The 13,516-nt window shown below is 54.3% G+C and carries 13 protein-coding genes; all 13 read right to left on the bottom strand.

The window, feature by feature from the left end; translation table 11 throughout:
- Nucleotides 1-301: 301 nt before the first annotated feature.
- On the bottom strand, nucleotides 302-1,822 hold the full coding sequence (locus GYMC52_RS07490) for a bifunctional ADP-dependent NAD(P)H-hydrate dehydratase/NAD(P)H-hydrate epimerase (RefSeq protein WP_013523619.1): 1,521 nt from the start codon (nucleotides 1,820-1,822) through the stop codon (nucleotides 302-304).
- Nucleotides 1,823-2,170: 348 nt separating this feature from the next.
- On the bottom strand, nucleotides 2,171-2,569 hold the full coding sequence (locus GYMC52_RS07480) for a hypothetical protein (RefSeq protein ID WP_013523618.1): 399 nt from the start codon (nucleotides 2,567-2,569) through the stop codon (nucleotides 2,171-2,173).
- Nucleotides 2,570-2,632: 63 nt separating this feature from the next.
- A complete protein-coding gene (locus tag GYMC52_RS07475; RefSeq protein WP_013523617.1) occupies nucleotides 2,633-3,037 on the bottom strand; it encodes a thiol-disulfide oxidoreductase DCC family protein in 405 nt (134 codons plus the stop codon).
- On the bottom strand, nucleotides 3,037-3,720 hold the full coding sequence (locus GYMC52_RS07470; RefSeq protein ID WP_013523616.1) for an SOS response-associated peptidase: 684 nt from the start codon (nucleotides 3,718-3,720) through the stop codon (nucleotides 3,037-3,039). Before GYMC52_RS07470 ends, GYMC52_RS07475 begins: the two co-directional genes overlap by 1 nt.
- 260 nt (nucleotides 3,721-3,980) lie before the next feature.
- On the bottom strand, nucleotides 3,981-5,393 hold the full coding sequence (locus GYMC52_RS07465; RefSeq protein WP_015731694.1) for a sensor histidine kinase: 1,413 nt from the start codon (nucleotides 5,391-5,393) through the stop codon (nucleotides 3,981-3,983).
- The gene (locus GYMC52_RS19585) at nucleotides 5,386-5,541 is read right to left on the bottom strand and encodes a hypothetical protein (protein WP_156779980.1); all 156 of its coding nucleotides are present in this window, start codon (nucleotides 5,539-5,541) and stop codon (nucleotides 5,386-5,388) included. Before GYMC52_RS19585 ends, GYMC52_RS07465 begins: the two co-directional genes overlap by 8 nt.
- Nucleotides 5,514-5,798 carry a response regulator gene (locus tag GYMC52_RS07460; RefSeq protein WP_015731693.1) on the bottom strand — a complete coding sequence of 95 codons (285 nt, stop codon included), beginning with the start codon at nucleotides 5,796-5,798 and terminating at the stop codon, nucleotides 5,514-5,516. The genes GYMC52_RS19585 and GYMC52_RS07460 overlap by 28 nt, the downstream gene beginning before the upstream one ends.
- 114 nt (nucleotides 5,799-5,912) lie before the next feature.
- Nucleotides 5,913-7,523, bottom strand: a complete 1,611-nt coding sequence (locus tag GYMC52_RS07455) for a diguanylate cyclase (RefSeq protein WP_013523615.1) — start codon at nucleotides 7,521-7,523, stop codon at nucleotides 5,913-5,915.
- 142 nt (nucleotides 7,524-7,665) lie between these two features.
- Nucleotides 7,666-8,595, bottom strand: a complete 930-nt coding sequence (locus GYMC52_RS07450; RefSeq protein ID WP_013523614.1) for an alpha/beta hydrolase — start codon at nucleotides 8,593-8,595, stop codon at nucleotides 7,666-7,668.
- Between the two features lie 125 nt (nucleotides 8,596-8,720).
- Nucleotides 8,721-10,403, bottom strand: a complete 1,683-nt coding sequence (locus tag GYMC52_RS07445) for an acyl-CoA dehydrogenase family protein (protein ID WP_013523613.1) — start codon at nucleotides 10,401-10,403, stop codon at nucleotides 8,721-8,723.
- A gap of 23 nt (nucleotides 10,404-10,426) precedes the next feature.
- Nucleotides 10,427-11,962 carry a class I adenylate-forming enzyme family protein gene (locus tag GYMC52_RS07440; RefSeq protein WP_013523612.1) on the bottom strand — a complete coding sequence of 512 codons (1,536 nt, stop codon included), beginning with the start codon at nucleotides 11,960-11,962 and terminating at the stop codon, nucleotides 10,427-10,429.
- The gene (locus tag GYMC52_RS07435; RefSeq protein WP_013523611.1) at nucleotides 11,959-12,348 is read right to left on the bottom strand and encodes a MerR family transcriptional regulator; all 390 of its coding nucleotides are present in this window, start codon (nucleotides 12,346-12,348) and stop codon (nucleotides 11,959-11,961) included. The genes GYMC52_RS07440 and GYMC52_RS07435 overlap by 4 nt, the downstream gene beginning before the upstream one ends.
- Nucleotides 12,349-12,726: 378 nt before the next feature.
- Entirely contained in the window at nucleotides 12,727-13,515 is a 789-nt protein-coding gene (locus tag GYMC52_RS07425; RefSeq protein WP_013523610.1) for an ABC transporter permease, read from the bottom strand.
- Nucleotide 13,516: the final 1 nt, after the last annotated feature.

Here is a 13,516-nt window from a genome sequence, read left to right as displayed (position 1 = left end):
TATTTCTACATTCATGATAGCCATGTTTGTCCAAAAATGGAACTGCCGCCTTTCCGCAACGTTTATCATCGTTTCGAAAGAAGACTCCCGCTTCAAGCGCGTGAAGGGTGCAGCCCAGCGATCAGTGGAAGATTGTCGACTGATAAACCAACGATTACAGCTGCAGCCGCAAATACGGCTTCAGCGGTTTGCGCCCCAAACCGCATGCCTTATGCGCAGGAAAAAGACAACGCCAGCCGGTCATCGCAAACCGGCTGGAATCGTGTTCATCCCCCATTGTTCCTTTCAATGGGCCGGTTGATCACGTCAGCGAAGCGAGCCCAGCCGGCAAGGCATCCACAACGTCCGACGCCAATACATCCCAGGGCGAATGACCGTGTTGAACAAGCCAATCAGCAGCCTTTCCATGCACGAAAACAGCATTGCTCACCGCCGGCTGCACCGCCTCGTGCTGCAACAAAAACGCCGCCACGATGCCCGTTAACACGTCACCGCTGCCGCCTTTCGCCAAAGCCGGGTTGCCGGTCGTGTTGACATATTGCGATCCATCCGGTGCCGTAACAATCGTATACGGCCCTTTCAACACGACATATACGCCATATTCCATCGCCAACCGCTTGGATACCCCAAAGCGGTCGTGCTCCACCTCGCGAATGGAGCGATGGACGATGCGCGCCATTTCCCCCGGATGCGGAGTGATGACCGTCGGCGCGCTTCGGCGGCGCACCTGTTCGGCGTAATCATCCCAGAAAAATAGGGCATCGGCATCGAGGATAAGGGGCATCGGCTTTTGCACCAACTCCCCAACAAGACGGCGCACCCCTTCCGTTCGCCCCATTCCTGGTCCAACGGCGAGCGCATCGACATCCAGCCCGTCCCAATCGGCCGCTCCGGCAAACGCTCCCCCCTCGGCCGGCCACGGTCTACACATCGCCTCGGGCACCCGATTGGCAACCGCTTCGTACACCGTTTCCGGAACAGCCATAGTCACAAGTCCGGCCCCACTTCGCAGCGCCGCTTTGGCGGCGAGCGTCACCGCTCCGGCCATCGCCTGTGACCCGCCGACAACAAGCAGTTTGCCGTACGTTCCTTTATGAGAGAACCGCTTCCGCTTTGGCATCGTCCCCATGACATCGCTTCGCTCCCACACGAACCGACAGGCTGCATTCGTTTTGACCACGAGCGGCGGAATGCCGATATCCACAACAGCAAGCTCCCCGTAATAATCGGCCGCTGGGAATGTGTACGCCCCAAGCTTTGGGCATTGAATGGTGAATGTCACATCCGCTCGAACGGCTACGGCGACATCACCGCCATCAGCCGGCACCCCGCTTGGAACATCGATTGCGTACACAACAGCCCGCGAGCGGTTCACTTGTTCAATGATTTCTTGATACGGAGAACGAACCTCACCTTTCACGCCGATGCCAAGGAGCGCATCAATGATCACGTCGTAGTGCGGCGCACGCATCGCAAACTCTCGTTCATTCCCTTCATACGGAATCCACGAATACCCGGACCGCTCGTACACCTCAAGTGCGGTGCGCGCCGCTCCTTTCACCTTTTCCTTTGGTGGAACGAGCCATACATCGGTTTCGTAGCCGTAGCTTTTCAACATGCGGGCAACGACAAACCCATCCCCGCCGTTGTTGCCTGCCCCGGCAAGCACCGCCACGTCAGCGGTGCGTGGAATTCGTTCTTTCAGCGCTGAAAACAGCGCCTGCCCGGCGTTTTCCATCAATGAATCAGCGCTGATGCCGATCCGCTCCGTCACTTCTCGGTCGATGGCGTACATTTCATCAGATGTTACGATCGGAATCATGTTCTTTTCCCCTTTCGATTTCCACTGCTATGTTTGATGTACAATGTTTTCATAAGGAAAGACGTGCCGAAACGTTTTCCTTGAGCTGCAGAAGGCAACCGCCAAAGCCAACAAGTAAACAATTAAGGAGGAAAACCGAAATGGAGATTGAAGCAACACCCACAGCGGGGACGCGCCACTGCCACACCATCCTCGTATCTTCTATCATATCTTCACCACGAAAAACCTCGTTTCCACCGTAGGCAAGTAAGGGGGAGAAGATCAACGCCGTCTTGCGCCTTGTCATATTCGCTTATCAATTTTGCCGAAAAACGACGGCCATCGCCTTCACGATGACCGCCGCCTCGATTACGGCTGCTTGGCGATCACTTGCAGCCCAAACTGCAGGCAATCGTCGCAAATCGCCGCCAGCGGACCTTTGGCCAGCCTTGGTTTTTCTTTGAGACAAAACGAGCAGCGGCCGCCGCCATGCGCCTCTTCCGCCTCCATGGCCAGCGTTTTCTCAAGCTTTTCCAATGAGAAGACAGCCAACGCCTCGTATACATTATCAAGCAAATGATCATCAATATAGGCACATTTTCCTTCCCAACGGAGCGCGATGAGTTTCGCCGCCACCGCCATCCCTTCGTAAAACCGGCGCCGGGCCTCGTCCTCCCTTTGCTCGGCCATAGCGATCAATTCATCGGCAAAACGCTCAAGCGCCCGAGGCGTGCAATCCTCAAGCCATCGTGTTGTTCCGCTTGTCATGCCCATTTCCCCTCCCTCGTTTCTTTCCCTTTTCAATACGACAAACGGGCGTATTTTCCTTCTTCACTGCGGTAATTCATCAAGAAAACGAGCCCGCAGTTCAGGAGGCGGCAGCTGGCAATGATCACGCTTTGGAACGAGACGATGCCGACGATTGGCAATCGCGTCATACATATGATCGCGCAACAGCCGAGGGATGAGAAACCCAGCCGCTGCCATCCAATTCCATGGCCAAGCTAGACGCCGGCCGATGCGCAGGACAGCCTCGGATTTTACATAACAGCACCCGTTCTCGATGAGGACGACGCTGTCTTCTGCTGACATCTCCTGCTTTGCCAGCAACACTTGGCCAACGATGCTCTGTTGCGCCGCAAAGCGGAACACCGCCTGGCGGTCGCGGGCGGCGATCCAGTGCGCGCTCGCATGGCAAAACAGGCAATCGCCATCAAATAAGATGACAGGATGCATCACGTTCCCTCCATTGACCGGCTGTCGACCGGCTCGATGCAGGCGATCACGTCGTTTTTCGGCGAGTTGACCAGCGGCGCCACTTCGTACATGCGCATCTCGCCGCTCGGATACGGCGACAACAACGATTTCAAATACTCGCTGTCATCCAAGCGGGGATCAAGCCAGTCGTCATGCCGCTCGTAAGGCAACATGACCGGCATCCGATCGTGAATGGGGGCGATGAGCTCGTTCGCCTTTGTCGTGATGATCGCGCACGTCTCAATCGGATCGCTCGCTCCCTCCCAGCGCTCCCACAATCCAGCGAACGCAAACGGCTCGCCCGTTTTGAGGGTGAACCGGTACGGCACTTTTTTCGTTCCTTCCTTTTTCCATTCGAAAAATCCATCGGCTAAAATCAAACAGCGCCGCCGCTTGAACGCATGGCGGAAACTCGCCTTCTCATCGACTGTTTCCGCCCGGGCGTTGATCATCTTGGCGCCGATGCGGGCATCTTTCGCCCAAAACGGCACAAGCCCCCAGCGCATCATTTTCCCGACTCTTTCTCCCCCTTCCGCGACGATGGTCAACACATCTTGACCCGGGGCGATGTTGAACCGGGGCGTAAGCGAACCTTGATAACGGAAGTGAAACCGATCCTGCAACGCCAACAAATCAACAGTTAAGGTAAACCGCCCGCACATGCCTTTTCCCCCTTCTTCTCATTAGCTCGATGGAAATAAACCATCTTCTACCATCAAACTGTCAACAACGCTCTTCCCATGTACACTCATGTGCTGAAAGGGTAAGTGTTCCTAGTCTGTTCTCCTTTTTGATCAAATAACGACGGTTTGAGCAAAAAACTAATTTTTCACCAGCCTTCTAGATGATCCCATTCCTTTCCTTATCAGTTTACAAAAAAAGCGGCCGAGAGGGAAATCCGGCCACCTAATGAAAAAGAGCATCAGTTCACCTCTTGCGGCAACGGCGCCAGAGGAAACCGAACCGTAAACGTGCTTCCTTTTTTCTCTTCCGAAACGACGGTTACCTCACCGCCGTGCGCTTTCGCAATTTCTTTGACGATCGTCAAGCCGAGCCCTGTTCCGCCGATGCGGCGGCGATCGGAGTTATCAACGCGGAAAAACTTCTCAAAAATATGCGGCAACGCTTCCGCCGGGATGCCAAGCCCTTCATCTTGCACATCGACGCACAGGCAGCCGCTATGTTCATACAACCGGATCACAACGGCTCCACCGTTTGGAGAATATTTCACCGCATTATGAACTAAGTTCGTAAACAGCTGCCGCAAACGCTCTCTGTCGCCGCGGATCATCGTCCGCTTTGTCTCGACCGAGACGGAAAACGTATGAATATCCGTACCCATTTTTTCGGCGTCGATGATTTTTTCCATGATCGGAACAAGATCAACCGGCTCCCAACGATACGTTTGCCGACCGGCTTCCATGCGCTGCACATCGAGAAAATCATTGATCAAAGCCATCAGCCGCTCCGCTTCTTGGCCAATGGCGGTCAAATATTTTCGCTGCCGTTCCGGCGCAAGCGGTTTGTTCAGCAACAACTCCGCCAAACCGAGAATGCCCGCAAGCGGCGTCCGCAATTCATGGCTGACCGTGCTGACCAGCTCAGACTTCATCCGATCCACTTCCGCCTGCTTGGTGATATCGCGATGGACAAAAATCGTGCCAAATTTCGCTCCCCCGCGATAAAGCGGCGCAGCATACACTTCCATCACCGCCCGCTTTTCTTTCAGCTCATACGTCATGACCGATAACTCATCCGCTGGTCCAAACACGGCTTGATCAAGAAAAGCGCCAAGCGGTCGCCCATCGACGACCAACGCGCAAAGCTGCTGCTTCCATTCGGCGTACGGCATCTCGTGCCATCCGTTGGCCGCGGCGCCGAACCATTCTTTCATCCGCCCGTTCATGAGCTTGTTCGTTCCTTGAAGGTCGACAAGCTGAATGCCTTCATGCAAATGATTGAAAATCTCTTCTGCCAGACGGCGGTCTTTTTCTGCTTCTTCATACAAAGCTAGTTTTTGCAAAGAAATCGAAATATGCCTGCCAAGCTGCTCTGCCTCGGCCGCTTCCTCATCCGTAAAGGCCGCCCCCAACCGACTTAAGACGATGATGGCCTCTATGTCATCGCTTGGCGATAACACGGGGACAAACAAATCGTGCGAATACAGCGGCCCATCATGGTAACCGCGTTCAAACATCGGCAGCTCGCAGCGCACCGCAAATGCACGCTTCGTCTCGAGCAGACGGTGTTCAAGGCCGTTGTACAGCTGGTGCAAAAACCGCTGAACACTCATCGCTGATAAACCGAACGAAGCATGCGTCCGCTCATCATCCATCGCGACGATAATGCCCCCGTTCCGCCTTCATGATGGCGCACAAATGATCGATGATGCTGTTTAATACTTCCTTCTTATCAAGAGATTGCGCTATGCCTTTAATGAGAGCGTTGCGTCGCTTCAGCTCCTGTTCGCGGCGCTCAGCCATCGCCAGTGCTTGCTCCAGCTCAACTTGCTGGGCTGTTTCCCGGGACAGTCACGACGAACATGTTCGAGCACCTCAACACCGCTATAAAACGGCAGCATATAATCCAGCACCACCAAATCATAATCGCGTTCGCGCAGCCGAACGAGCGCCTCTGCTCCGTCCACCGCTTCGTCCACTTGATGCCCTTCATCGGTCAACAAATCGACTGCCAACATGCGCAACACATCTTCATCCTCAACAAGCAAAATCCGTTTCAATCGTTCTTCCTCCCCCCTGCTTCTCCCCTTGCCGGCCAAAGGCAAATCCTTCTCCACTCTCCCCGATGCCCAACGGGGGTTATCCCACAAGGGCATAGAACGGTCGACACAACTCTACATCCGTTTCAGCAATCGGCTGACCCGCGCCTCGAGCTCAAGCCGTTTAAACGGCTTCGTTATATAATCGTCCGCTCCCAACTGAAGCGCTCGCGCGATATCTTCTTCACTTTGCCGCATGGTCAACATAATGACTCTATACCGTGAGGCATCGCGTCGGCTGCGAAGACGGCGCAATACCTCAAGCCCGTCCATTTTGGGCATCACTCCATCCAAAATGACAAGGCATGGCGAACGGTCCTCGTGCCACGATGATTCGACAAACGACAACCCATCCGCAAACGCCCGCACTTCACACTGCTCTTTCCGATCCCGGGCAATGTGATCAAGAAGATCTGCCACAATCGTGCGAACAATCACATCATCGTCAACAATCGCCATTTTCACGGTTTTTCGTTGCTGTCTGCCGTCGAGCTTTTCGGCAACCACCGTCCGATCACGCCCGCCGTTTTTGGCCGCATACAGCGCCGCGTCCGCCTGCTCAAGCCAATCATCAAGCACCGCTCCCCCTGCGTTTACTTCCACGATTCCACAAGAAAAGGTGCAATGAAACACTTTGTTCCCCCCAGAAAAAGAGCGGGAGCGAAATTGGTCGCGAAGCCGCTCAATGACTTCGATCGCGTCTTGTTGCGGTGTTTTCGGCAAAAAGAGAAGAAATTCCTCACCGCCGAAGCGAAACGCCAAGTCATTGGGCCGTGTTCCGTTCCGAAGAAGCGCCGCAAATTCACGCAACACTTCATCTCCGACTAGATGGCCGTACTGATCGTTAATCTTTTTAAAATGATCAAGATCAAGCAATGCAATGCAATACGGATCCCCATGTCGCTCCCGCTCGCTTTCGAACTGGCGGTAGGCCTCAGGCAAATATTTGCGGTTGTATAATCGGGTCAATTCGTCGACAAGCAAAAGAGCTTCCAACTGCCTTTTCCGCTCAACCAGCCGATTCACGCGAATCAGAAATTCGGATAACGAAAACGGTTTGACTATAAAATCGTCAGCGCCCAATGCATAACTTTGCAGGCGCACCTCTTCACGATCATCGGCGCTGATGATGACGGTTGGAACAAATTGTGGGCCAAGCGCCGCTTTCAATTCTTTAAGGACAATCAACCCGTCCGTTCCGTTCATATGGACATCGATGACAATACAGTCGGGCTTCACCTCATAAAATTGCGCGACCGCCTTTTCCGGTTGGGCGACAGTGACAATATGCCAACCTGTTTTTTCCATATACTCTTTCATAAACATAAGAAAGAGCGGGTCGTCATCAATCATCAAGACCAATGGCGCTTCCTCGACCGCCGCTTTCGAAAGCGAAAAATGAGGTGGAATGTCACGATACGTCTCATCGTAATACCAATGCATCAGTTCATAAACATGCTCCTTCAATGCCTCGGGCGTCCATAATACGTTTCTGCTTTCCTCTTCAAGCCGCTTCATGAGGCGACGCGCTTTTTCCCCCAGCTCTTCCATGCCGATAACCGCTGCCGTCCCTGCGATGTTATGGAAGAACCGATACACATCTTCATACGTAATTGTTTCCGCCCGCTCCCATTGTTCCAATTTGGCGCGAATATTGCGCCAAAAATGCTCTTTATATTTGTCCATGTCGGACGCTGCCCCCTCCTATTTTCATCGCATCCCCTTCACAGCGCAAAAAAGAAGGAACCGCCGAAGCTGTTCCACCCGTTTTCATTATATGGCTTTTCTTGTGCTGTACACAACCAAACCACTATTTTTCTAGCCTCTGTCATTCAAGCGACTGTAAAAAAGAAAGCATGCGGCTCACGTATTGGTCGCCGTACAACGAGAAACTTTTGACATGATCCGCTTTGTCCGTCAGCCATAGCTGAAACGCATCCGGATGGGTTTTGTACAGTTTTACGCTTTCTTCATACGGAATCGAACGGTCGTCTTTGCTGTGAATGAACAAAATCGGCCTCGGCGCGACACGATCGACGGCATGGATGGGCGAAGACACGCCTAGATCCAAATCGGCCAGCGCCGGAACGATCGCCAAAATCAAATACGTAAACGGCACGTTCGGCAAATGCGTCCATACCGGCATATTGGCTCGCAAATACGATTCGAGGTCGCTGAACGGGCTGTCCGCAATCACCCCGCGCACGTCATTGTCTTCTGCCGCCGCCAAGATCGATGTCGCCGCTCCCATCGAAACGCCGTATAAGGCGACTGGCTCGCGATAGTGCCGCTTCGCGTAATCGATGACGCCAAGCAGATCGTCTTTCTCTTTGACGCCGATCGTAATCATATCGCCTTCCGACTCGCCGCTCGCGCGAAAGTCAAACAAGATGATTCGATACCCTTTGTCAACAAGCCGCTTGGCGAGCGGCAAAAACGGCACATTTTCTTGGACGCGGTTGTTGCCGTATCCATGGGCAAAAATGACCGTCATTTTCGCCGTTCCTTTTGGCGGAATGATCCAGCCTTTGAGCGCCGTTTTTCTATCTTTGCTTGCAAATGTCGCCCTTTCATACGCCATGCCGTAGTCTTTCGGCGTGACGACAATCGGCGCGCGCGGCTTATGCGTCAGCTGCCAGCCGACATAAACGGACAAACCGACGCAGGCGAGCAACCCCAAAATGACAACGCCAATGGCCGCCGAAACCCAAACGCGCCGTTTCGTCCGGCGAGGCGTGCTCACCAATTCCATGCGCATTTCCCCCTTCTTGTTTTTCCCTTTCTTTCATCCTACTTGTTCAATTGCTCATTTGGCAATCAAAAAAGAGATGTCCGCCCAAAACGAACATCCCTTTCACCCACGGCCCGCTTCATGCCGCCAACTTACGAATGGGCAAGCGGGGCAGACGCTCCTTTACATCTGACGATCAAGTCAAACTCACGCACCGGCACCATCCGTTCATCGATAAGCCCGCGCTCCCATACATGGCGCACAAACAGCTCGGCGATCCACTTATTCCTTTCGTTTTCCTGTCCGCGTTCAAGGGCGATGATGCTCAAATACAGATCGCACATCCGATTGGCGATCGCTTTTGCGTGGAACGTCTGCACCTCATCCGCTTGGCCGCCAAGATGGGCGAGCGCTGACACCAATTCCTTCAACCCTTCTTCGACCGGGCGGGCAAGCGGCTTGACCTCGGCCGTCAACCGCTCAAGACGCCCCTTCATCTCCGTGATGAACCGCTCGTGAATGCGATATTTGCGCATCAAACGCAGCACCTCGAGCGCCAAAATGTTCGCCGTCCCCTCCCAAACCGTCAGCACTTGGGCGTCACGAAGCAGGCGCGGGGTGACAAAATCTTCGATATACCCGTTGCCGCCGTGCAGTTCAATCGCCTCATGGCTGAACGCGATCGCCTCTTCGGCGGTGCGCATCTTAAGGAGTGCAATCAGCAGCCTGAGCCATGCTTTCTCCGCCTCGCTCGCTTCATGCGGCGCGGCCATGACGCGGTCAAACAAGGCGATCATGTCAAAGCAGGCGCTCGTTTCCACTTCCTGTCTCGCCGTCAAATTGGCAAGCGGCTCGCGCACCATCGGGTAATCCGTCAAGACATGTCCAAAGGCAGTGCGTCGCTCAGCGTATTGTTTCGCCTCTTCAAGCGCCCGCTTCATGATGCCGACGGAAGCAACCGCATTGCAGACGCGCGACAAATTGAGCGCTTCCATCATATAATAGAAGCCTTTCGCCGGATCGCCGACGACATAAGCCTTGGCGCCGTCAAACACGACTTCGGCGGACGGCACGGCGCGCACGCCTAACTTGTCTTTCAGGCGGCGAATCGAGATGCCGTTTAACGTCCCATCTTCTTTGCGCCACGGGACAAGGAACAAGCTCAGCCCTTTCGTCCCCGGCCCGCTCCCGTCGATGCGCGCCAATACGAGCGCCACGCCGCAGCGGCCGGCATTGCTGGCAAAATATTTTTCCCCGTATAACTTATAATGATCGCCGCACGGCACGGCGCGCACCGCATTGGCGCCAACGTCCGACCCTCCTTGGCGCTCGGTTAAAAACGTCGCCCCTTCGTACAACTCGACTTCCCCGGTGGAGATGACATGGGGCAAATACGTCGCCTTCAGCTTTTCATCGGCAAAATGCTCGAGCACATAGGCGGTCGCCATCGTCAGCGTCACGGGACAGTAAAACCCCGGCTCGGCTTGGGACAAAATGTATCCTTGGGCGTACGAGTAAACGTAGTTCCCTTTTCTCCCAAGCTCGGGAATTGGCTTGTGCACATAGCCGACAATCCCCGTTTCGTACGTCTGTTTTGCCGTCTGCTCGTATCCTTCGTTCACCCACACTTCAGAAATGTCGTTTCCAAACCGGTCGTACTTAATGAGGCGCGGCTGCCCTTCGCGGTCGGTGTGCACGGCGCGGCGGTCAACGTCCGTCAAGCAAAATTCGTAAAACGACGCGAGCTTTTCTTCCGCATACCGATACAATTCGTCATCCAAATGCCGTTTCAAATTCGCCAACAAATTCGGATCGACTTCATAAAGCGGTTTCATCGTCTCTCCCCTTTCCCCTCTTCTTATCGTCCCTGTGCTCCCTGCGCCGTCGTCTCCCGCGTCCGCAGCACTTGTTTCAACACTTTTCCCGTCGCATTGCGCGGCAGTTCAGCGATCGCCTCATACAGACGCGGAATTTTATAGTCAGCCAGCTTGTCAGATAGGAAGCGCTTGCACTCTTCCGCAAGCGGTTCGAGCGGTTGGCTCAATACAACAAACGCTTTTGCCGTTTCGCCCCACTCCGGATGCGGCACGCCGATCACGGCAACATCGGCGATCGCCGGATGCGTTCGCAGCACATCTTCGACTTCCTTTGGATAAATGTTGACACCGCCGGAAATGATGACATCTTTTTTCCGGTCGACGATCCAAATGTAGCCGTCTTCATCGCGGCGCGCCAAATCGCCGGTGTACAGCCAGCCGCCTTTGATCGCTTCATTCGTTTTTTCTTCGTCCTTGTAGTATCCTTTCATGATGCTCTCCCCGCGCAGCACGATCTCCCCGACCTCGCCGGGCGCAACTTCCTGTCCGTTCTCATCGACGATGGCCACCTCGCAATGAAGAGCGGCATCTCGGCCGACGCTCCCCGCTTTTTCGCCATGCTCCTCAGGAGACAAGTACGTCCCGTTCGGGCCGGCTTCGGTCAAACCGTATAAACACATCATCCGCCCGGCGCCAAAGCGGCTGGCGACAAACTTCACTTCCTCGCGCGACAGCGGAGCCCCGCCGTACATCCAGCAACGGACCGAAGAAAGGTCGTATTTGTCAAACCGCGGATGCTTCGCCGTCAACAAATACGCCACTGGCGCGCCGAAAAAGTGGGTGATCTGATGACGTTCGACCAATTCAAGCAACGCATCCGGGGAAAACACAGGCGCTAGGACATGGGTCGCACCGACGTACGTGCCGCCTATGAAAAACAAATGAAGCGGCGCTGAGTGGCTGAGCGGCATGAGATGCAGCAGGCGGCTTTGACGGTCGATTTTCGTTTCGATCACGATCATGTCCGCAACCGTGATCACATTGCGATGCGTGAACAACACCCCTTTTGGCCGCCCCGTTGTCCCCGATGTATACAAAATCGTCGCCTCATCATCCTCTTTGGCTGGGCAGACGATCTCTTCTGGATCACCCGAATCGATCAACTCCTCGAGCGACAGCCAACCGCCTTCCGCCTTCCCGGTCTTCACCCAGATTCCATCGCTTCCACCGACAAGCGGGGCGAGCACTTGATGCACCAAATCGTGGGCGATGAGCGCCTTTGCCTCGCTATGGCCGAGAATATACTGCACCTCAGCCGCCGTCAAGCGCGCGTTAATCGGCACAACAACCGCGCCAAGGCGCAAAACGGCAAAGTACGAAACGGCAAACTCTTTGGTATTGGGCATATACAGCGCGACTTTATCGCCGCGTCCAACACCAAGCCGAGCCAATGATGAGGCCAAGCGATTGACCATGCGGTTGACCTCGGCATACGACAGCGCTGATTCTCCTTCGATGACCGCCGTTTTCTCTGGAAATTTCCTCGCATTCCGGGCAAGCAGCTCTGAAATGTTCATCCATCCGATCCCTCCCATTGTCGCAATCGCTGTTCAAAATCGGAAAGCAGCGCTTCCATCTCCGCCTTCAGCTGAAGCAAATCCTCAATCCGCTCGCTCACCTCCTTCAATTTCCGCCGCCCGTATTCGACCGTTTTTTCAAGCTGTTTCTTCCCCGTGCGATCCTCATCAAACAGCGCAATCATCTCATGAATTTCGTCGAGCGAAAAGCCGAACCGTTTGCCGCGCAAAATGAGCTTGAGTTTCGCCCGCTCCTTTTTCGTATACAGCCGCTGCCCTGACTCGGTCCGGATTGGGGAGAGCAATCCACGTTCTTCATAATAGCGGATCGTCCGTGTGCTCACATCAAACTCTTGCGCCAAATCGGAAATGGTGAAATAGTGCATGGCCATCCCTTTTCTAGAATCAATATTCTGAATTTTATTTTAATTGACGTTTACGTAAAAGTTAACGAATATGAAAGCAAAGAAACAGTCATCCTCCCCCTTCTCCGTGTCCATTCTCTCCGCCATCCAACCATCAATATGGAAAAAATGGATCTGGGAGTCGCCGGCGAAAGGAGAGCATCCTGAGCCAATGCAAGGAAAGAAACAGTCAACCGAACGCTCGAGTCATAAACACTGGAACGCTTCCCCATCATTCACGGCGGCCAGAAGCGAATCGAGCGGCATGATGCTCGTCGATATACTGCCGATCACCGTCGATATCTTGGCCAAATAGCCATGACTAAAGAAAAAAAAGCCCCCGTCTAGGGAGCCGTTTCCTCACCCGCCCGCCCCGGTGTAAAAGCGCAAGGCAAACCGCCAAAAGCGACGGGCCAGCCATAAAAAGAGAATGGCCGCAGCCAAAGCCGCCAGCGCTGTCGGGATGCGCCATTTTCCAAGCAGCGCCAAAGCCGGCGTATTGGTGATCAACACAGCCGGCAGGATGTAGGTAATCACCAACCGCACCGCGCCGCGGTACATGCTGCCGGGAAAGCGGGCCGTGTCAAAAAACGAATCAAAAATAAACGACAAATCGTCGATGCGCACGACCCAAAACGAGGTCGTCATCAACATCATCCATAGCGAATAAATGAGCAAAAGAGAAGCGGCCATCACGATCAGAAACATGCATACGTCGGCCGCCGATGGCACGTAGCGTTCGACATACAAGCCGAAGCCGATGACGCCGATGCCAAGCGCCACATCGATCAGCCGCCAAAAGACAAGATGGCGGAAGCTGACGTAAAACATGCTGTCGACCGGCTTCGTCAAAATATAATCGAGCGTGCCGCGTCTGACATGCTCAAGCAGCCGCGGCATGTTCGGGCGGAGCGCAAAGTCAATGAATCCGCGCAGCGTATTAAAAACGCCGAGCAGCACAAGCACTTCCCCATACGTCCAGCCGCCCAAGCGGTCCGTCTGGTAAAAAAAGATATGGACGGTGAGCAGGGCGATGCCGACGCCAAAAAAGCTGGCGATAAAATTGCCGAAAAATTCGCTCCGGTATTCCATTTCCTCGACCAAACAAGCGCGGAAAAACTCGCGGAACACTCGTCCATACCGTCGCATA

Origin of the sequence: Geobacillus sp. Y412MC52 (assembly GCF_000174795.2) — a bacterium.
Lineage (GTDB): Bacteria > Bacillota > Bacilli > Bacillales > Anoxybacillaceae > Geobacillus > Geobacillus thermoleovorans.
Note: the sequence above shows the minus strand (reverse complement) of the source record. Positions and strands in the feature narration are given on the sequence as shown.